Below are 22,351 nucleotides of genomic sequence, written 5' to 3' on the forward strand. Positions count from 1 at the left end.
GGTTGTCGGTGATGTCCAACAGACCGGAAATGAAGATGCGGTAGCAGGCAATGCCCTCGGCCGCGATCTCGTCACGGCTGCCGCCCAGTGGCAGGCGACGCGGCAGGAAGCCGCCCTTCGCACCCACTGGCACGATCAACGAGTTCTTCACTTGCTGGGCTTTTACCAGGCCCAGGACTTCGGTACGGAAGTCTTCTTCACGGTCAGACCAGCGCAGGCCGCCACGGGCCACGTTGCCGAAGCGCAGATGCACGCCTTCGACGCGCGGCGAGTACACGAAGATTTCGAACTTCGGTACCGGCTTCGGCAACTCGGGAATCAGGTACGGGTTGAACTTGAAGCTGAAGTACGACTTGTTATGGCCGTTGGCGTCGGGCTGGTAGAAGTTGGTGCGCAAGGTGGCCTTGATCAGATCCAGGTAGCGACGCAGGATGCGGTCTTCGTTCAGTACCTGGACGTCGTCCAGAGCAGCCAGGATCGCGTGCTCCAGACGCTGCTCGAGGTTGTCGCTGCTTAACTTGCGCGCCAGGTAGGAACGGGTCTTGAACAACCGGGTCAACTTGCGGGCGATGTCGGTGTGGTTGTTCAGGGTACTGGCGATGTACCCCAGGTCGAAGCCCAAACGGATCTGCTTCAGGTAACGGGCGTAGGCACGCAGCAGTGCCACGTCGCGCCACGGCAGACCAGCGGTCAGCACCAGGCGGTTGAACGCATCGTTCTCGGCATCACCGCGCACGATATGGACGAACGCGTCCTGCAGGGTGTCGTTGAGTCGCTGGATGTCGAGATCCAGGCCTTCGGCGGCGGTGAACGCGAAGTCGTGAATCCAGAACTCGCGGCCGCTGTTGTGGCGCAGGTGATACGGGAATTCACCCAGCACGCGCAGGCCGAGGTTTTCCAGGATCGGCAGCACGTCAGACAGCGCCAACGGGGTATCGGCGTGGTACAGCTTGCAATGCAGCTCGCGCTGACCGGAGAACTGGGCCAGCGGCTGATAGAAGCTCATCACCAGCGGTTTTTTGTCGCTCAGGCACAGCAGGTGCTGCATATCGACCACGGCCGAATGCGCGGCGAAACGCTCGCGGTAACCGGCCGGGAAGCCTTTCGGGAAGTCGGCCAGCACGTTAGTGCCCTGGGCTTCACCGAAGCTTTCCACAGTCAGGGCGGCGTAATCATCCTGCCAGCTGCGGCATGCCTGGATCACTTGCTGCTCTAGAAGTTTGTAGTCAACCGCTTCCGATGAGTGATCGGTAAGAGGGAGAATGAACTGGACGCGAGCCAGTACGGACTCAGAGAAAACCGTCCAAAACTCACAGGCCTCCGCACCTACAGCCGCCATTAGCACCTGCTGGATTTTCAGACGAATTTCAGTGGAATAAATCTCACGAGGCACATAAGTCAGGCAGTAGAAAAATCGGTCATATGGGTCAGTTCGGAAAAACGCACGAATCTTGAACCGCTCTTGGATCTGCGCGATGGAAATAACGGTAGTGAAGAGTTCGTCCACCGAGCTTTGGTACAAATCATCTCTTGGCAAGGTCTCGAGGATCCTTGCGAGCTCCTGCCCCAAATGGCTTTCAGCACCATATCCTGAGCGCGCTTCTACCTGAGCTACCTTGACACGAATACAAGGAATATCACGTACGCTTTGGCCGTGAGAATAGAACAGACCGATGAATCGATGCTCTTTAACAACATTCCCAAAAGAATCAATCTCTCTCAGAGAAACATAATCAGCATAGGTGGAGCGTTTCACGCGACTGAGATAAGAAGACTTTGCGAAGGAGAGCAAAAAAGAAGCGGTTAGGAAGTTTTGTACCTCTGGCCTAACCTTCAAATATTCACTATCCAAGCCAGAATGTAATCTACGACTGATACCCAAAAATGACGACTCATCGTACTCAATGTGTCCCGAAGAGGATCCATTGACCACCTTGAATTCTTCATAGCCTAGAAAGGTAAAGTGGCCTTTTAGCATCCAATCGAAAAACGCCCTCGCCTCGTCGAGTTCTAAAGATTGAGCGCTAGAATCGAACATTCCCAGAGAGGCACGGAGTTCGTTGATTTTTACCTTCATAGGTAAAAGATCCGCATCCACAAGCCCGACCTCTTCCAGCACCTCTATCAGCGCGGCTTCTATCAATCGAAGCTCGCTTGAACTTGAACAGCGATCAATCTCGAAAAAAGCCACTGCCGTATTGGATGAATCAGAAATTTCGGACGCGTTGGTAGACTGCCCTACCGCCTCTCCCTTCTGATCGAACTCAAGTTCAAAAACAGCGGTTTGAAGAGTGTGAATGTTGTACCCGCGATTATTCAGTTCCATTCGAATAGAATTGATTAGAAAGGGAACTTGAGGACAAACCATCTCAACAACTGTGTGCGACGACTGCCAACCATGACGCTCGAAATCCGGATTATATACTCGGACTATTGAGCTCTTGGCGTCATGTTGCATGAGCATTCGCCATAAAGAAATGGTTGCACCAACCAAATCAGAAATGCGCCGATCCTGAAACTCATCCAAGGCCGCAAAGCTATAAAATTGATCAGCAAATTTTAGAACCTGGCTTATCTCGTCATCACTGACATACTGCCCCAGCGCCTGGTGCAATTGACGTTTGAAATTACTTTCACTGATAACAGAGACACTATTCATAGCCAGGCCCTACACGACTGAGTGATGAAAATTCGACTTAATTAGAAGAATAGGCATACAGCGCAATAGCCGCGACCTATCAGCCGAACTCAAGATCGAGTTCGGCTGTCCCCTCCAGTCAAAAAGTCCATTTTTACAGAATAACTCTCAAACATTGGCCAGCATGATATAGAGAAAATCCACTCTCATAGAATGCACTTCGCAATCCAGCACTATAAATTGGCTTCATTGTCGAGAAAGGTATCGGCAAATCTTCAGGCTGGTCGTCGATCAAGTAGTCAGCCAAGGCCTTGCCAACAACAGTACCGGTAGTATTTCCACGCCCGTTATAACCAGTAACGGCGACAATACCCGGGGCAGGTTCAAACAAACGCATCAAGTGATCCGGAGTAAAGTCGATACAGCCCGTCCAGTGCATTTCCCACTCAACCTTACCCAACTTAGAAAAGTAGTGGCTTTGAATCCTATCGGCCCAACTTTTGATGAACCAGTTCGGCTTGTTATCTGTTCGTCCAAGACTGCCAAGCAACAGACGCCCATCGGCATCCCGGCGGATACTACTCAATACCGTACGCGTGTCCCAGGAACCTTGGCCATACTTCAGAATGTTATCAGCCTCTGTACCCACTAGAGGTTTCGAGGCCACTTGATAGTAATAGCCACGAAAATAGTTCTTATGCAGCTCAGACCAATCGCCCTCAGTATATGCGCCAGTCGAAATGACGACTTTGTCTGAAACAATCACTCCATCTGCAGTCTTGACCGACCAGGAATTACCCTGCTTCTCCAACCGGGTAACGGCTGAGTTCTGGAACAATCGACCGCCCAGTCGCCGCACGGCTTCGGCCAATCCCGAGGTATAGCCCATTGGATTAATTGTTCCCGCCCGACGATCCAGCAATGCCGCTGAAATCTTATCCGTACCGCAATACTCCTGGCATTGGGATCCTGTCAGCAGTTCAACATCCGCCCCTCGACGCTTCCACTGATCATGGCGGGCTTGCAAGTCAGCAACACCTGTAGCGTTGTGCGCCATGTGAAGGGTACCGTCGTTACGCGCCTGACAATCGATACCCAGTCTGTTGATCGTGGCAAAAACCTGAGCTGGTGCTTCTCCAAGAACCTTGTTGAGGCGAGCACCAACCTTAGTCCCTAACGTAGCCTCAACATCATCTGGTCGAATCCAGGTACCGGCATTGACCAAACCTACGTTGCGTCCAGATCCACCGTGACCAACTTGATGAGCCTCAAGTACAGCAACGCTCTTGCCGTTCTCGAGTAGGTTCAGAGCAGCAGAGAGTCCTGTAATACCACCACCAATGACGCAGACGTCCACCTTGATAGTGCTTGCCAGAACAGTTGGCGATGCAAGCTTGGGAGTTACATGCTCCCAGAGACACTCTCGACGTAACTCAACCATACAATCTACCTCTCTACCGCAGACTCGCAGTGGAACACATATGTTTATAGAACCAAAGGTTCAGGAAGGATGAACTCACACGACTCGCCCAGAACCTGAGACCTGGCTCTAAAAGCGTCGTCCGCAGTGGGATTCGAAGACTCTGAGAGAGAGGACATTGCAGCCCGGATAAGCGTGCGAACGATGTTTGCGTACATGATGGCCGCAAACAGTATGCCCATGGCGAGCGCAACCTGTGGTACAAAATTTTTAGAAAGAAAAAACTTCACCAATAACAAAATAGTGGCTACCAACAAGAGAGCGACTGCCATCCAGAATGGAGTATTCTTCTTCGTCACTTTTTCAGTGTCCAACGTCAAGCCTCTTGCGAATAGGTTGGCATATTCAAATATCACGAACATGACGCTGGCCTTCTATTATTTTCTTAAGCTAGTTAGCCGATTATTCTATTTATGCTGGAGCATTATTAGTTTCGACCGGCTTTGCTCATTTACATCCGTTAGCGACTGATTTTGCTCCCGAAGATTGAAACTCCCCGCACCGATCAAAACCGGCGCGGGGAGTAGCGTGATCAATCGAAGACGATACCTTGAGCCAGAGGCAGCTCGCGAGAATAGTTGATCGTATTGGTCTGACGACGCATGTAGGCTTTCCAGGAGTCCGAACCGGACTCACGTCCGCCACCGGTTTCTTTCTCGCCGCCGAATGCACCGCCAATTTCGGCACCACTGGTACCGATGTTGACGTTGGCAATACCGCAATCACTGCCGGACGCGCTTTGGAAACGCTCAGCTTCGCGCACGTCCAAAGTGAAGATGCAGGACGACAGGCCTTGCGGAACTTCGTTGTTAAGACGAAGTGCTTCTTCGAACTCGTCATAAGCCAACACGTACAGAATCGGCGCGAAGGTTTCGTGACGAACGACGTCGGACTGGCCAGGCATCTCAACAATGGCCGGTGCAACGTAGTAAGCGTTCGGGTACTGATCCTGCAACTTGCGCTCACCACCGAATACCTGACCACCTTCGTCACGCGCTTGGCTCAGTGCACCTTGCATCGAATCGAAAGCGTGCTTATCAATCAGCGGCCCGATCAAATTGTCCTTACGTGGATCGCCGATACGCACCTTGGCGTATGCAGCCTTCACTCGAGCAACAACGTCATCCTTAATCGAACGGTGCACGATCAAACGACGCAGGGTAGTGCAGCGCTGCCCAGCAGTACCGACAGCACTGAACAGGATGCCACGCACGGCCAAATCAAGGTCGGCACTCGGCGCCAGGATCATCGCGTTGTTACCGCCGAGCTCAAGGATGCTACGACCGAAACGAGCAGCCACTCGTGGGCCGACTTCACGACCCATACGAGTGCTGCCAGTCGCACTGATCAGTGGAATGCGCGGATCATCGACGAGAACCTCACCGGCCTCACGATCACCGATGATCAGTTGGCTAAGCCCCTCTGGAGCCTGTCCAAAGATTTTCAGTGCTTGCTCGAACAGTGCCTGGCACGCCAGAGCAGTCAGAGGGGTTTTTTCGGACGGTTTCCACAGTACAGAGTTGCCGCAAACCAACGCCAAAGTAGTGTTCCAAGCCCACACAGCGGCAGGAAAGTTGAACGCACTGATCACGCCGACGATGCCGAGAGGCTGCCATGTTTCACGCATGTGGTGACCCGGACGCTCAGACGCGATAGTCAAACCGTACAACTGGCGAGAGAGACCGACTGCGAAGTCACAGATATCAATCATCTCCTGAACTTCGCCCAGACCTTCCTGAAGGATTTTTCCGGTTTCTACCGAGACCAATTCGCCAAGCTGATCTTTGTTTTTGCGCAAAACTTCGCCGAACACACGAACGAGCTCACCACGGCGTGGCGCCGGAACATCACGCCAAGTTAGAAAGGCTTGATGGGCAAGATCGATCTTCTTAGCGACGCTAGCTTTGCCCTCTAAAGTGACGGAAGCGATTTGACTACCATCGATTGGTGTATGAATGGGATAACCGCCATTCGTGAATGTAGCCTCAGAAACGCCAAGGCCTTTAAGCAGTCCATCAACCATTTTTTTCTCCTGCATCTGATGGTGGTCGAAATTATTGATCTGGTTCAGTATTAATCCGATCCCCCCGATCAACAAACGACGTTTACTCAGCACATCATTCCCTGAGCTAATGAACTCAGCCTTCACCAGATAGAGAGAGACATGTCCAAACGCCTTACTCCCTCCATGGCTGCCCTACAGTGCTTCGAAGCTGCAGCTCGTCACTTGAGCTTCACTCGTGCTGCCGAAGAACTCCATCTGACCCAAAGCGCAGTCAGCAAACAGGTTGCTCAGCTGGAGGAAATGCTGCGACACCATCTCTTTCACAGGGTGCGCCGACGCCTACAGCTAACACCTGCGGGCGAGCTCTACCTTGCAGAGGTCGATAAAATATTGACCCAGGTTGATATGTCGAGTCGGTACATTCTTTCGTATGGAGGCGAGACGGAAGTCCTGCGGGTGGCAACCCAACCAACCTTCGGCGCACGCTGGTTAGTGCCTAACCTCAAAGGTTTCAGTAAGCGCTTTCCTAATATCCATCTAGAAATTCGCAGCGAACTGGAGCCTTTCGACCTGCTAAAGGCCAAGGCGGATGTGGCCTTTTTTTTCGGACAGGGCTCGTGGCCTGGAGCCGTCTGCACCAAGCTTTTCGGAGAGGATGTTGTCCCCGTGTGCTCCCCTGAAACTCTTGAAAATAGACCCATCAGGAGTGCAGCAGACCTAACTGACCTGATCTTGCTGCAATGCACCTCTCGACCCGAGGCTTGGCATGAATGGTTTCTTGAGCAGGATCTGCATACAGAAAACAGCTATCACGGGCCACGCTTTGACACTTTTTACATGTGCATACGCGCAGCCCAGGCAGGCTGCGGAGTGGCCTTGGTACCAAAATTTCTTGTCACTGACGAGATCGCCGAAAAGAAATTGGTCATTGCTTGGGACTACTCCGTCCATAGCTCCGGCTCGCATTTCATGGCCTATTCAGAACACGCTGCTGACATCCCAAAGGTACGCAATTTTGCGGAATGGGTACTGGAGCAAGCCAAATTTGGAAATTACCCAATTTGACACTTCAAGAGCTTACGGAATGATCCTGTAATTTCTTTTCGCTTGTCGTGACCAAGCATTCCTCGCTTACATAGAAAAAACCTATGCAGCCAGGAACACCAAAATGCGAATGCTTGCCACAGAAAATTGCCTACGGACGACACCTCTCAGTCTGAAGTTTTCCGTTTCTCCGTACGAGAAAAAGCGGAGCGAAAACTTGCCGGCTGAGGCAATGGAGAGCGTGCTGTCATGACACATTCCTCCATCAGCGAGTCCATCGCAATCGTCCATCCGATCACGTTGAGCCACGGCATCAACGCACAAGTATGGGATACAGACGGCAAGCGCTATATCGATTTCGTAGGTGGTATTGGCGTGCTGAATCTAGGCCACTGCAATCCACGGATTGTCGAGGCAGTGTGCACCCAAGCCTCCAGGCTGACGCATTACGCATTCAATGCAGCGCCTCACGAACCCTATAAGAAACTGATGGCTCGACTGGCCGAGTTCATCCCAGTGTCCTATTCGGTCAGTGGCATGTTGACCAACAGTGGCGCCGAGGCAGCAGAGAATGCGCTGAAAATTGCACGCGCTGCTACCGGTCGCACTGCGGTTATTGCATTCGATGGAGGTTTTCATGGACGTACTTTGTCCACCCTGAATTTGAACGGCAAAGTGGCACCGTACAAGCAGCGTGTCGGCACGTTGCCAGGCCCGGTTTATCACCTTCCCTACCCGAGTGAAGACACTGGCGTCACGGCGCAGGAAGCGCTCAACGCAATGGATCGGCTCTTCAGCGTCGAAATCGATGTCGATGAAGTCGCCTGCGTCATTCTGGAACCCGTCCAGGGCGAAGGTGGATTCCTTGCCCTCGACCCTCAATTTGCACAAGCGTTACGCACGTTCTGCGAGGAAAAGGGCATTTTGCTGATTGCCGATGAAATCCAGTCCGGATTTGGTCGCACCGGACAGCGCTTTGCCTTTACACGACTGGGTATCGAACCTGATTTGATCCTGCTAGGCAAAAGCATTGCTGGTGGCCTTCCACTGGGAGCGGTGGTCGGAAAAAAATATCTGCTTGACACCTTGCCCAAAGGTGGCCTGGGCGGGACTTACTCAGGCAACCCAATTGCATGTGCAGCGGCGCTCGCCACACTGGACGAGATGACAGACGCAAACCTTTCTTCCTGGGGCGAAAATCAGGAAAAGCCAATCGTCGGCCGGTATCTCGCATGGAAGCAAAAGAAGATCTCTCCTTATCTCGGAAGATTGACCGGTGTCGGGGCAATGAGAGGTATCGAGCTGATAACTCCTGAAGGAAAACCAGCTACGTCGGTACTAGCACAGCTATTAGAGAGCGCCAGACAGAACGGTCTGCTTCTAATGCCCAGCGGAAAATCTCGCCACATCATCCGACTGCTCCCACCGCTAACTACCGAACCAGAAATCTTGAACGAAGGTCTCGATATTTTCGAGAGCTGCCTGGCTGGAATTCGCTAAACATGATCGCCCAGATTGCTGCACCGGTAGAGCTCACAAGGATCTATCGTACTTTCCTCGACTCGCTCCATGCGCAAGGTTTTAAGGGAGAAATAACTCCTGACTACGCCAACCGTACGGTGCTCGCGACCGACAACTCGATATACCAGCGCTTGCCACAAGCAGCGCTGTTCCCCCGCGATGTCCATGACATCCATCTATTGACTCGACTTGTTGCGCAGAAGGAATTTCGGCAAATCGTTATTACCCCGCGAGGCGGTGGTACTGGCACAAATGGGCAATCCTTAACACACGGGTTAATCGTCGACCTTTCGAAGCATCTCAATCAAATCCTGGAACTCAACGTCGAAGAGCGTTGGGTTCGTGTACAGGCTGGAGTTGTCAAAGACCAGCTCAACGCGGCCTTGAAACCTCATGGTTTGTTCTTTGCACCAGAGCTTTCAACATCGAATCGGGCCACTATCGGCGGCATGATCAACACTGATGCCAGCGGGCAAGGTAGCTGCACGTATGGCAAAACCAGAGATCATGTCCTAGAGCTCAAGACGATGCTTTGGGGTGGCGACGCGCTGGACAGCAAGCCCCTCTATGGCGCTGAGCTCCAACATTTCAGTGCAGCTCCAGGCATCGTTGGCCGAGTACACCGGTGCGTCACAGATATTCATAAGGAACATCGGGAGCTTATCGATAAAACGTTTCCCAAGCTCAATCGTTGCTTGACTGGGTACGACCTGGCACACATCCGCGACGAGCGTGGACGGGTCAATCTGAACAACATTTTATGTGGTTCTGAGGGGTCGCTCGGCTTTGTCGTAGAAGCCAAACTCAACGTTTTACCTATTCCCAAACACTCAACGCTCATCAATGTGTCGTACGCGAGCTTCATGGAAGCTTTGCGAGACGCACGTGCTCTGATGGCCCTCAAGCCACTATCAATTGAGACGGTGGACTCCAAAGTATTAGGCCTCGCAATGCAGGACATTGTTTGGCACGACGTGGCTGAGTACTTTCCACCCAATCCAAACCGCCCAACCTTGGGCATCAATCTCATCGAGTTCAGCGGCGATGACGCCTGTGCCCTGGAAGCCACCGTTAACGACTTCCTTGCACATTTATCCTCCGACAAAAGCGTTGAGCGTATCGGCCATACGTTAGCCAAAGGCTCACAAGCCATTTCTCGCGTGTACTCAATGCGAAAGCGTGCTGTTGGTCTGCTTGGTAACGTGAAAGGCGAAATACGTCCTCAACCATTTGTAGAGGACACGGCAGTACCGCCAGAAAATCTGGCGGCCTTCATTACTGAATTCCGGGAATTGCTAGACTCGCACAATCTGCAATACGGAATGTTCGGCCATGTCGATGCTGGCGTACTCCATGTCCGACCCGCTCTAGATATGAAAGACCCAATTCAAGCCTCTCTCGTGCGAACCGTTTCTGATGGCGTTGCGGAACTGACTCACAAGTACGGCGGTTTATTGTGGGGTGAACATGGAAAAGGCGTTCGCTCGGAATACGCTCCCAAATTCTTTGGCAAGCTTTACCCAGTCCTGCAGCAGTTGAAAGCTGCCTTCGACCCTTATAATCAACTCAATCCTGGGAAAATAGCGACGCCACTCAATAGCGATGAGCAACTCCTAAAGATTGACGAAGTGCCTATGCGAGGCGAGTACGACCGTCAGATCGATGAGCGAGTCTGGCAAAGCTACGAAAGCGCCGTGCACTGCAACGGAAACGGTGCGTGCTACAACTTTGACCCTAGTGATGCGATGTGCCCTTCTTGGAAAGCCACGAGGGAACGCGTTCATTCACCGAAAGGGCGTGCATCGCTGATTCGTGAATGGCTAAGAATACAAGGTAATGCTGGCATCGACGTTCTCAAAGTTGCGCAGCGTGCGAAAGACGAAAACGCCGTGATCAGCCTGCTGAGAAAGGTGAATACGAGCTTTACGTCGCGAAGCATCGAAGAAGATTTTTCCCATCAGGTTTTCGACGCGATGTCAGGATGTTTGGCCTGTAAATCTTGTGCCGGTCAATGCCCCATTAAGGTGAACGTACCTGAATTTAGGTCTCGCTTTTTAGAGCTTTATCACACGCGCTACTTCCGCCCGCTCAAAGACTACTTGATTGGATCTTTGGAATTCACGATACCGTATTTTGCAAGAGTGCCTTGGCTCTATAACTCCCTCATGAGTGCGAAGCCAGTCAGCCTTTTCCTGAAAAAATACGGAGGGATGGTAGACAGCCCGTTGCTCAGCAACATCAATTTGGCTGATGTGCTCAGAAAAGCGAAAGTCAAAGTCGCTACGCAGGAAACGTTGGAATCACTGACCGAAAGCGAGCGCAAACGAAGCGTCATTTTGGTACAGGACGCCTTTACCCGGTATTTCGAGACCCAAGTGGTATCAGACTGGATCGAGCTGATCTCCAAGATCGGCTACCACATCTACCTGGCTCCATTTTCCCCAAACGGAAAACCGCTTCAAGTATTAGGCTTTTTGGGAGCGTTCGAAAAAACAGCTCGAAAAAGCTCAGCCAAGCTGAACGAGTTGAGTAAATTTAGCATTCCGTTGGTAGGCCTGGATCCGGCGATGACACTCGTATATCGCCAGGAGTATTCGAAGCTATCGGCTGATACCCCATGCCCCATGGTCTTGCTGCCACAGGAGTGGCTGGCCAAAATTTTCGAGATCGGATCGCCGGTGATAAACAGCCGTGCCATATCCCAGACCCCCTACCTACTATTGGCCCATTGCACCGAAAAAACGAATACACCTGCAAGTACTGCCCTTTGGCAGACCGTATTCGAGAAGTTCGGTATAAAGTTGACAGTCATTGCTACAGGTTGCTGCGGGATGTCTGGCACCTACGGTCACGAGTCGAGAAATTACGAAACATCCAAGGAAATATATGGTCTGTCTTGGAAAGCCGCCGTAGAAAAATACAAAGCCGGCGGAAAGCTCCTGGCCAATGGTTACTCTTGCCGCAGCCAAGTGAAGCGATTTGGGGATGAAAAAATAAACCATCCTATCCAAGCGCTGCTGGCCCAGATCAAATCCTAAAACAGCTTGATGAGGGTTCTCCTAAATGCACCCCCTGCGAAAGCGCCTTCACGACGAACTTCATGCGCGACCATCGATTTACTTTGATGGCCCCGCAATTATTTATCACCTGGCAATACTAGATGACGGCAACTCCGCTAATAATATTATCGAAGCGCTTTCATCACATTGCGAGCCAAGTACGTCGAACATTTCTACACGGCATCAACTAATGAGAATTAACGGCTTGCCATTCAAATGGGAGTGGCATACCGAATTCCTGACAATGACTTTAGTCGTGCCACGGATAGACGCATTTAGTGGATGGACGTCTGCCCCTAAGTTTTTAGAAGAGATAATCACTCAAAATAGATCATTGGTAATCAATGCGACCCAAATATTGGTCGAGGATGCAGCCACTTGGTTAGGCACGCCTCAATCATATGGATTTAAGGATCCTGCAAGCTCAAACATCAACAATGGTGACGCATCGATCTGGAGTGACTTCCGTCTCGACTCGAACGGTTTCAATCACATTCTTCTTGTAAACAACAACCTGAACGCGTTTCGATTGGGGCGCAGTATCCGGCGTCTTCTTGAAATCGAAACCTACCGAATGCTTGCTTCGCTCACACTGCCCCTAGCGCAAGAATTAAGCGTAGAGTTGCAGACTTTCGAACGAAACCTGGCGACCCTTGCTCAAAAAAATTCATCGATTTGCAACGGTTCAGCACGGCTTCTCTTGGACGAAATTACGCTTCTATCCGCAGAGCTTGCCAACCGTACAGCAAAGACTCGGCAGCGCTTCAGTGCTACGGAAGCTTACTCACTCATTGTCTTTGAGCGCGTCTCCGAACTGCGTGAAAACAGCATAAAGGGCTACCAGCAAGTAGGTAAGTTTATCGAACGCCGCTTTCGACCAGGCGTTCGCTATTGCGAAGCGACTGAAAAACGTTTGGAACGCATTACCTCCAGTGTCGCCAACCTCGGTGACCTTCTGCAAGCCCGCGTACAGGTGGAAGTCGAGGAGCAAAATTCTAAGATTCTTGCCGCTCTTGATTTGAGGGCAATGACGCAGATACGAATTCAGAAGGCGGTTGAAGGCTTCTCAATTATTGCTATCAGCTACTACCTGATAAGCGTACTGAAAATAATTTGCGAAACCCTATCCTCATTGGGTGTATCCATAGCCCCAAGAATAGTCGTTTCACTGCTGATTCCATTAGTAATAGGAATGGTGGTGCTTATAGCAAAGAGGCTAAAGCGCGCAGCGATCTAGAAACTTGGGCGCCTTTATATTTGGCACACCACTTCAATAGCTGAGGGAATGAAGTTCTGAGCAAACATCGTTTGTGCCCATACACGATGATGCTCAAAATTCACGGCACAGAACTCATTTTTTTGAGATCGATCGCCCACGTCACACGTAGATATCTTGCAAGGAGTTCTTTGATGAACACTTCAGATTTCGTCGATCCAGACGAAATTCGCACTCACTTTTCCCGTGCCATGTCCGAGATGTACAAGGATGAGGTACCGCTCTACGGAACGCTCATGGAGCTTGTTGCAGAAACCAACAAGAAAGTGTTGGAGTCGAACAATGCCATTTCAGACTATCTGAAGCGGACAGGAGAAATTGAGCGTTTAGATATGGAGCGTCATGGGGCCATTCGCGTAGGCACTCCTGAAGAGCTCGCAACTATTGCACGACTTTTCGCAGTAATGGGCATGCATCCCGTCGGCTACTACGACCTCACGCCAGCGGGCGTACCAGTACACTCAACAGCATTTCGTGCGGTGCATGAAGACTCACTGCAATCCAGCCCGTTCCGAGTATTCACGTCGTTACTCCGTCTGGATTTGATTGAGAACGAATATCTGCGAAAACTGGTTCAGGTGATTCTGGATCAGCGTCAAATTTTCACTCCGAACGCCTTGGCCCTGATCGAGAAATTTGAATCCAATGGAGGCCTTGATCCAAAGGATGCCAGGGACTTCATTCAAGAGGCGTTAGAGACGTTCCGCTGGCATCACGACGCCACAGTAACGGCAAAAGAATATCAGCGACTGCATGATCAACACAGGCTCATCGCTGACGTTGTCGCTTTCAAAGGCCCGCATATCAACCACCTCACCCCTCGGACTCTGGACATAGACATGATCCAGGATGGAATGCCGCAAAAAGGTATTACACCGAAGGCTGTTATTGAAGGGCCGCCACGCCGAAAATGCCCAATCCTGCTCCGCCAAACCAGCTTTAAGGCTCTACAGGAAACAGTAGCCTTCACTGACCAGAACAACAGTGCAAAAGGTAGCCACACAGCTCGTTTTGGGGAGATCGAACAGCGTGGTGCAGCACTCACGCCAAAAGGCCGTGCGCTGTACGACAAGCTTCTGAACGCCGCGCGAGCAGAGTTGGGGGAGTTCCCATCCGAATCCAATGCTGAAAAATACACCCAGCTTTTGGAAAAACACTTCGAGGAATTTCCAGACACGTACGCTGAGCTGCACGATAAAGGGCTGGCCTACTTCCGCTATTTTCCAACGCAAGAAGGCATCGCATCGAGGAGCAACAGCTACCGCCCAAGCTCTCGCCAAGACCTTATCGCACAGGGTTACATTCAGTATGAACCCCTTGTCTACGAAGACTTCTTGCCAGTAAGTGCTGCGGGAATCTTTCAGTCGAATCTCGGTGATGACTCACAAGCCCATTATGCAGGCAGCTCTAATCAAGACGAGTTCGAAAAGGCACTGGGTCAGAAGGTCACCAACGAGCTCAAACTCTATGCTGACACTCAACGCCGCTCTTTGCTGGAATGCTCAACCCTTCTGGCAGTTCCTCCTCTCGTCTAGATTCGATTCAACAACGGCAAACCTTGGATTGCCGTTGATCTTCTAATCGAACAAATCAGTAGCTGCCAGAAAGTGACCTGCCCACCTTTTCACACCGCACCATTCGACTCAGGAGATAACAATGAATAAAACCATTTCTCGTCGTAGCGGAGGTCAAATCTTGGTGGATGCCCTGCGCATCCATGGAGTCAAGAAAGCTTTCTGTGTTCCAGGAGAAAGCTACCTCGCGGTTCTCGATGCCTTGCATGACGCGCAGAACGAAATCGACCTGATCGTATGCCGTCAAGAAGGTGGGGCGGCTTATATGGCAGAAGCCTATGGCAAACTCACTGGTGAGCCCGGCATATGCTTCGTCACCAGAGGCCCGGGGGCTACAAATGCCTCTGTCGGCGTCCACACAGCGTTCCAAGACTCTTCGCCTATGATTTTGTTCATTGGCCAGGTAGCTCGTGATCAACAGTACCGTGAAGCGTTTCAGGAGATTGATTTTCGCCAGATGTTTGGCCCCTTGGCAAAATGGATCGTCCAAATAGACGATACAAGTCGAATTCCAGAGCTGATAAGCCAAGCGTTCCACCGAGCGGTAAATGGCAGGCCTGGGCCCGTCGTGGTCGCTCTACCAGAGGACATGTTAACTGAAATGGCGGAGGTCACTGATGCCGGGCCTTTCAAACGTGTCTTGATGACACCGGCAGCCGAGCAATTGGCCTCGATGCAACAACTACTTGAGCAATCAGAGCGACCATTGATGGTGCTGGGTGGCAGCGGCTGGAATGCAGAATCAGTTCACGACATTCGGCTCTTCGCTGAACAGCAAGACATCCCGGTTGCAGCTTCCTTTCGCTGCCAAGACCTTTTCGATAATCGACACCCCAGCTATGTGGGAGATCTTGGATTCGCTGCCTCAGCTCAGCTGTCGTCTGCGGTCAGAGACGCTGACCTTTTACTCGTAGTCGGATCTCGAATGGGCGAGGTTTCGACAGGTGGATATGCTGCTTTGGAGATCCCGGTACCCAAGCAAACCTTGATTCATATTCACCAAGGTATTGAGGAGCTTGGACGGGTTTACCAGCCTACGTTGGCGATAAACAGCAGCATGTCGACCTTTGCTAAATTAGCAGCAAAACTCCCAGCAGCTAACCCCCAAAGAAAGTGCGAATGGACGCGTACGCTGAACAGCTACTATCAGCAAAATCTGCAGCGAACGCCCTCCCCTGGCACAGTCCAAATGGCCGAAATCATTGATTGGTTGAATCATAGACTTCCGGACGACGCGATCCTAACGAATGGTGCTGGAAACTATGCCGTCTGGCTTCAACGCTTCTATCAGTTCCGCCAATACCGTACCCAGCTAGGCCCTACAAACGGCTCAATGGGATACGGTGTCCCTGCTGCGGTGGCGGCCAAACTGACGTGCCCAGATAGAGTGGTTGTTTCGTTCTCTGGTGATGGTTGTTTCTTGATGAATGGTCAAGAAATAGCGACTGCTGCGCAGTACGGCGCCAATGTGATTTTCGTTGTTATCAACAATGGGATGTACGGAACAATCAGAATGCACCAGGAGCGCAACTACCCAGGACGGGTCTCGGGAACTGACTTGCATAACCCGGATTTCGCAGCACTAGCCCAGGCCTATGGGCTCCATGGCGAAGTAGTCAGCAATACTTGCGAGTTCGCACCTGCGTTCGAACGCTGCCTGGGAAGCTATGGCCCCTCCCTGATTGAAGTCCGGATCGACCCTGAAGCCCTGACACCACGACTGAGCTTGACTCAGATCAGAGAGCAATCAAGTAAAAAGTAAAACGGCAACCAAATTCCTCTCTTATGGGACGCTTAATCAAGACTAAAAAAGAACTTTAAAAAACAGTCACCGTTATGTTTTCCGCTGACATTGAGGCAAGCGTCTCTTGTTGTAAATTTGCCAATAATCAGCGGCGAATGTGACGTTATGTGGCAGTCAATGAAGCCTGCGACTGCCCTAGGGCTCTGTTCAGAAAAAGGCCCTTCTATTCTATTGCGTACCTCTATGAATGCCTTGCACGCACTTATCCAGCGCTATATTCAGAACGGTAGCTTGTTCGCTGTGCTTTCGGCGTTAGGATTCAGCTTTAACGCGATCCTCGTCAAACTCTCCTATGCTGCCGGCCAAGTGGATGCGCTCACCCTACTTGCCTTGCGCATGGGACTTTCATTGCCGCTGTTCGTCTGGCTGGTCTGGTTCAGTCGCCGGCAGGCCTGCGCGCCGCTGACCTTGGGCAATTGCGTGCGCATATTACTGCTCGGACTATTCGGTTTCTACTTGGCCAGCCTTTTTGACTTCTACGGCCTGCAGCACATAAGCGCCGGACTGGAGCGGCTGATCTTGTTCATCTACCCAACTTTGGTGCTGATCTTCCAGGCCATCGCTCTCCGTGAACGGCCGACATTGCGCACCTTGGCATGCATGGGCATCTGCTATTTCGGCCTGGGCATCGCCTTCGTCCATGACGTAAGCGTCTCGGACACGGGCAGCCAAGTGATCCTAGGCTCGCTCTGGGTATTCGCCAGCGCCGTGACCTATGCCCTCTATGTTGGAGCCAACGTCGAATTGAGCCAATTGCCGAGATGTCACTGACCCAGTCTGTTCCTCTCGAACCAATTGCCTACGCGAGATTTTTACAGATTTATAGGTGGGTCAATCTTGCTTCAGCTCGTGGGTCAATTCGGCGCCGGCGTCAACAGAGCTCTTGATCACTATCCTTGGAACTTGGAGGGTTGGGGCAGTCTACCAACCGCTGTTCACCGCGTTCGGGCCGAAGGCGATCGAGCAACGACTGGAGTGTTCTAGCGCACGATGGGTTGTCACAGACACCCGCAACCGATCCAAACTAGACGACGTCATTGGCTGCCCGACCGTGATCACTGTTGGCGCTGATCCACAATGCATCGGCGATTATGATTTTTGGAGTACCCTGCAGCGCCAGAGCAACGACTGCGAGCCGTTGCTTCAGGACGGCGAAGCCCCGTTCCTACTCATGTGCACTTCCGGTACCACCGGGCCAGCCAAGCCACTGGAAGTACCATTGCGGGCCATTTTGGCTTTCAAAGGTTACATACGCGATGCAGTAGAGCTGCGAGAGGACGATCGCTTTTGGAACCTCGCCGATCCAGGCTGGGCATATGGCCTTTATTATGCGGTCACCGCGCCACTGGCTTTGGGTCACTCGACACTGTTTTACGATGGCCCGTTTTCAGTCGAAAGCACCTGCTCGGTAATCAACAAATATGCAATCACTAACCTCGCCGGCTCGCCGACGGCCTTCAGGTTACTTATCTCCTCGGGTATGCAATTCGCAGATAGCATCCGAGATCGATTGCGCGTGGTTAGCAGCGCCGGTGAGCCACTCAATCCCCAAGTTATCCGCTGGTTTGCCGAGAACTTAGGTGTAGTCATCCACGACCACTATGGGCAGACCGAGCTAGGCATGGTGCTTAGCAACCATCACGGCCTAAGCCACACTGTGCGTGAAGGCTCTGCTGGCTACGCCATTCCTGGCCACCGAATTGTAGTGCTTGATGACCAGCATCAGGAGTTACCGCCCGGCCAGCCTGGTACGTTGGCAGTCGATCGCGAGCGCTCGCCGCAGTATTGGTTCAGTGGTTACTTCGGCATGCCAACCAAGGCCTTCGTGGGGCGTTACTACTTGAGCGGCGATACAGCAGAACTCAACGACGATGGCAGCATTAGCTTCGTAGGCCGTAATGATGACGTGATCACTACTTCCGGCTATCGGGTAGGGCCGTTTGATGTTGAAAGCGCGCTGGTGGAGCATCCTGCCGTAATTGAGTCAGCCGTAATCGGAAAACCCGACCCGCAGCGTACAGAGTTGATTAAGGCCTTCGTGGTGCTAAACAAGCAATATCTACCAAGCCCAGAACTAGCCGAAACATTGCGGCTACATGTCCGCCAGCGCCTCGCGGCTCATGCCTACCCCCGGGAAATCGAGTTCGTCAACGAATTGCCGAAAACACCTAGCGGCAAGCTACAACGTTTCATCCTGCGTAACCAGGAGATTGCTAAGCAGCAAGCTTGATGATTAAGAGTCAGAAATGCGCGAAAGTTCTAAGCTCACTACTCGACAGACTTGATGATTCATCATTTATGTACTTGACGATCTTGAAACACTATTTAGATGCTTATGGAACAGGGCATCTTAATACACTACGCATACAGACAGCAGCTTACTAATTCCAAGCTGCACTGTGAAAAGAATGCAAAATTTTCTTACAGCAGACTGCCAGTCTCGGAGGCTCTTCTCACGAAGTGGCCTATATCACACGCCAAAATCGATGTGCACTTCATAAATACAACAACACTGAAGGATACATAATATGCAGAAAGTTAACGTGTACGCGCTCGCCAGCGATTCAAAGTTCAACCGCTTTCACCGACTCATACTTTTTTGGTGCATGCTAATTCTTGTGATCGATGGTTACGACCTTGCCATCGTCGGTGCGGCCCTTCCCGCTATTATGCAAGATATGCAGATTGCCCCCACTAGCGCAGGAATTATGGCGGGTTCCGCCCTATTCGGCACGATGCTTGGAGCGATCTTCCTTGGAACACTTGCCGACCGTATCGGCCGTCCGAAAATGGTTGCTATGTGCGTCGCACTGTTCAGCCTTTTCACAGCCGGTGCGGGCTTCACCAACGACCCTGTCAGTTTCAGCATCATGCGCTTCATCGCCGGCTTGGGTATTGGCGGCGTATTGCCTGTGTGTACTGCTCAAATGAGTGAGTTCGCCCCTTTGAAACTCCGTACTCGCCTGGTCACTCTGGTGTTTGCTGGCTACTCGGTAGGCGGCATTTTGGTTGCCATTACGTCCAAGCAGTTAATTGAAAGCCATGGTTGGCAGTGGGTGTTCTACGTTGCCGCACTACCGGTGCTGCTGATCCCCTTCATCCTGAAAACCATGCCTGATTCCATCGGTTACATGCTGAAGGAAGGCCGTCAAGATGAGCTGCGCAAGGTTGCGCTGCGTATTGAGCCAACATTGAATATCACCAGCCAAACTGAGATGACCGGCAACCTAGCGATTCTGGCTGAGCTGGACGCTCCAGTACGCAATCTATTCAAGGATGGCCGTGGCTTCAGCACTGTGATGATTTGGACAGCGTTCATGACCGGTCTGTTCATGGTTTACGCGCTCAACTCCTGGTTAACCAAACTCATGGCGATGGCTGGCTTCAGCCTGGGCTCAGCACTCAATTTCGTTATCGTATTCAACCTCGGTGCGATCGCTGGAGGACTAGGTGGTGGCTGGCTGGCCGATAAGCTCAACATCAAATACGTTCTGGTCAGCTTCTACATTGTCGGAGCCATTGCTCTGACCCTCATGGGCTATACACGCGATGTCTCTCTGTTGTACGCAGTCGTCTTCGTTGTTGGGGCATCCACACTGGGTACGCAGTTGCTGGCCTATGCCTATGCAGGTGACTTCTACCCCTCCACGATACGCTCGGCGGGTGTCGGATTTGCGTCAGGTGTCGGACGCATCGGGGCGATCGTTGCGCCCGTGCTGATCGGCTGGCTGGTGTCAATGAACCTGCCACTTGAGCACAACTTCATGGCCATTGGCTTGGCCGGATTGATCGGTGCAGTGGCGGTGACATTGATCAACCAGTCTTGTGCTGATTCCACTCGAGCAAAGAAATCTTTGGCGTTCTCAGCTGAGTGAAGCTTGGCTGACTCCACTCGATTTTACTTGAAGAGCGATTGCTGCTTCCGCCTCGCCTCGGCCCTGGCGAGCCGGGCTTGGGCGAAGGCGATATATGGTCTCCGCCCTCCACAAGCGGCAAGTTACTGCGCATATAACAAAAACAAATGGTGTTTGTCATGCTGAAAAAAGCAACAAAACTAACAATAGCTTTAGCTGTTTCACTCCCAACTCCATTCGCCTCGGCCGATTTTTTGAAGGATGCAAAAGGAAGTTTGGAGCTACGTAACTTTTATTATAATCGTGACTTTCGTAACGATGGCGCCACCCAATCGAAGCGAGATGAATGGGGACAAGGTTTCATTCTCAACTTACAGTCTGGCTTCACTGAAGGGACAGTTGGCTTCGGTGTTGACGCGCAAGGCCTGCTGGGTATCAAGCTGGATTCCAGCCCAGATCGCACCGGCTCCGGAATTCTCGCGTACGACTCCGAACGCAATGTAGAAGATGAATACAGCAAGATCATGCTTACAGCCAAGGCTCGTATGGGAAAAAGCGAACTGCGGGTAGGCGGCATCAGCCCCCTCATGCCATTGCTGTGGAGCAATAACAGTCGCCTCCTGCCACAGGTGTTCAGGGGGGGATCACTGGTATCCAGCGACCTTGATCCCTTGACGATTTCGGCCTATAGCATCAATGCGGTGAAGCAACGCAACTCCACTGATTTTCAATCTCTTACCGCGTTCGGTTACCGGGCGGTTGAAGCCGATCACTTCAACTACCTCGCACTTGACTACAAGGTGCTACCAACCCTCGCAGTGAGCTATCATATTGCGGATTTGGAAGACCTTTATCGCACAAACTACTTCGGCTTGAAACTTAATCAGCCATTATCGACGGGTGCGCTTATTACCGATATTCGCTATTTCGATGCAAAAGAAACCGGTGACAAGGGAATAGGTGAAGTCGATAACCGCACTCTCAGCAGCTACTTTGCTTATAACCTGGGTGGTCATACGATCGGCGGGGGTTATCAAAAAGCATGGGGAGGCACTTCCTTTGCCATGGTCAATGGTGCAGATAGCTACCTCTTCGCTGAGTCATTGGTCAGTACGTTTACCGCTCCGCAAGAACAAGTTTGGTTTGCACGCTACGACTACAACTTCGTCGCTTTAGGCATTCCAGGGCTAACACTGGGAGTAAAATATGCGAAAGGTGAGGATGTCGATCCTACCTTGCTTACAACTCGCCAAGCAGCAGGTCTGCGCTTAGAGGGCGAAGACGGAAAGGAATGGGAACGCATGACCGACCTCACCTATGTTCTTCAGAGCGGCCCGATCAAAGGTCTCTCGGTACAGTGGCGCAATTCAACAAACCGCTCCACCTACGCCGACAGTGCTAATGAAAACCGGTTTATCGTGCGTTATACATTTAACTTCTAAAACTTACATCCACTAATGCTTGCTCCACTTTTGCCAGAGCTGATCGAAAGAGAGGCCTGGCATTTTTTACGTGAGATCCAGCTAGAGAATAAATAGGCATTCCAATGTCGAAAGTGAACATAGCCAAGCCATAGCTCGGCCCCGGCGCGCCCTGTACCGGACAGCGTGTGTAGCCTCGCGGATGTACTTTTTTAGAATTTACAGCGTTGATTACAACTTAAGTTAAAACCGGCGGCCGCCAACAATTTGGTCTGCGGGCCTTTTGTATGCCAATTGTCCGCTTATTCGGCAAAACCAATTTCATGAGGAAACTTCATGCGCATTGAAAACTCAGTCTTCCTAATTACTGGAGCAGGTTCTGGACTCGGGCTGGCTTCGGCGCGTGAGTTGGTGGGCCGAGGTGCAAATGTGGTGCTGGTTGATGTGAACGAAGCCGCTGGTGCAGCCCTCGCTGACGAGCTAGGAAAACGTGCGATTTTCGTGCGAGCCGACATCACCAGTGAAATTGATTGCCGCGCAGCAATCGCCTCTGCAGTCAGTGTCTTTGGCGCGTTGCATGGGGTGATCAACTGCGCGGGTGTTGCACCAGCCGAACGGATTTTAGGCCGTAATGGCGCACATGGGCTTGAGAGTTTTCGCCGGACTATCGAAATC

At 51.7% G+C, this 22,351-nt stretch carries 12 protein-coding genes and 2 pseudogenes; 11 read left to right on the top strand and 3 right to left on the bottom strand.

Features of this window, described 5'->3' with window-relative positions:
• The 3 genes from CKW15_RS13360 to CKW15_RS13375 form a co-directional block, all read right to left on the bottom strand.
• On the bottom strand, window positions 1-2,659 hold a 2,659-nt coding region (locus CKW15_RS13360; RefSeq protein WP_143498431.1), incomplete at its 3' end, for an NAD-glutamate dehydrogenase domain-containing protein.
• Between the two features lie 133 nt (window positions 2,660-2,792).
• Window positions 2,793-4,079: an FAD-binding oxidoreductase gene (locus CKW15_RS13365; RefSeq protein ID WP_095152178.1), complete on the bottom strand. Its 1,287-nt coding sequence runs from the start codon at window positions 4,077-4,079 to the stop codon at window positions 2,793-2,795.
• A 571-nt stretch (window positions 4,080-4,650) separates the two neighbouring features.
• Window positions 4,651-6,141 (bottom strand): aldehyde dehydrogenase family protein, encoded by a 1,491-nt coding sequence (locus CKW15_RS13375; protein WP_095152180.1) that lies wholly within the window; start codon window positions 6,139-6,141, stop codon window positions 4,651-4,653.
• Between the two features lie 141 nt (window positions 6,142-6,282).
• Here CKW15_RS13375 and CKW15_RS13380 point away from each other — a divergent pair, with 141 nt between their 5' ends.
• The 11 genes and pseudogenes from CKW15_RS13380 to CKW15_RS13435 all read left to right on the top strand — a co-directional run.
• On the top strand, window positions 6,283-7,188 hold the full coding sequence (locus CKW15_RS13380; protein WP_095152181.1) for a LysR substrate-binding domain-containing protein: 906 nt from the start codon (window positions 6,283-6,285) through the stop codon (window positions 7,186-7,188).
• Between the two features lie 228 nt (window positions 7,189-7,416).
• Window positions 7,417-8,667, top strand: a complete 1,251-nt coding sequence (locus CKW15_RS13385) for an aspartate aminotransferase family protein (protein WP_095152182.1) — start codon at window positions 7,417-7,419, stop codon at window positions 8,665-8,667.
• 2 nt (window positions 8,668-8,669) lie between these two features.
• Window positions 8,670-11,726, top strand: coding sequence for an FAD-binding and (Fe-S)-binding domain-containing protein (locus CKW15_RS13390; RefSeq protein WP_095152183.1), 3,057 nt, complete (start codon window positions 8,670-8,672; stop codon window positions 11,724-11,726).
• 25 nt (window positions 11,727-11,751) lie between these two features.
• Window positions 11,752-12,984, top strand: a complete 1,233-nt coding sequence (locus tag CKW15_RS13395) for a DUF3422 domain-containing protein (RefSeq protein ID WP_095152184.1) — start codon at window positions 11,752-11,754, stop codon at window positions 12,982-12,984.
• Between the two features lie 173 nt (window positions 12,985-13,157).
• Window positions 13,158-14,558 carry a VOC family protein gene (locus CKW15_RS13400; protein WP_095152185.1) on the top strand — a complete coding sequence of 467 codons (1,401 nt, stop codon included), beginning with the start codon at window positions 13,158-13,160 and terminating at the stop codon, window positions 14,556-14,558.
• A gap of 121 nt (window positions 14,559-14,679) precedes the next feature.
• Window positions 14,680-16,359, top strand: coding sequence for a thiamine pyrophosphate-binding protein (locus tag CKW15_RS13405; RefSeq protein WP_095152186.1), 1,680 nt, complete (start codon window positions 14,680-14,682; stop codon window positions 16,357-16,359).
• A 225-nt stretch (window positions 16,360-16,584) separates the two neighbouring features.
• A pseudogene (locus tag CKW15_RS13410) lies at window positions 16,585-17,127 on the top strand (DMT family transporter); the annotation flags it as partial.
• A 139-nt stretch (window positions 17,128-17,266) separates the two neighbouring features.
• Window positions 17,267-18,631, top strand: a pseudogene (locus CKW15_RS13415) (AMP-binding protein); the annotation flags it as partial.
• Window positions 18,632-18,929: 298 nt separating this feature from the next.
• Window positions 18,930-20,276, top strand: coding sequence for an MFS transporter (locus CKW15_RS13425; RefSeq protein WP_095152189.1), 1,347 nt, complete (start codon window positions 18,930-18,932; stop codon window positions 20,274-20,276).
• A gap of 146 nt (window positions 20,277-20,422) precedes the next feature.
• Window positions 20,423-21,697: an OprD family porin gene (locus CKW15_RS13430; RefSeq protein ID WP_095152190.1), complete on the top strand. Its 1,275-nt coding sequence runs from the start codon at window positions 20,423-20,425 to the stop codon at window positions 21,695-21,697.
• A 315-nt stretch (window positions 21,698-22,012) separates the two neighbouring features.
• The coding region (locus CKW15_RS13435; protein ID WP_143498435.1) for an SDR family NAD(P)-dependent oxidoreductase at window positions 22,013-22,351 on the top strand (339 nt) is incomplete at its 3' end.

The organism is Pseudomonas sp. Irchel s3b5 (assembly GCF_900187435.1).
In the GTDB taxonomy this organism is placed as follows: domain Bacteria; phylum Pseudomonadota; class Gammaproteobacteria; order Pseudomonadales; family Pseudomonadaceae; genus Aquipseudomonas.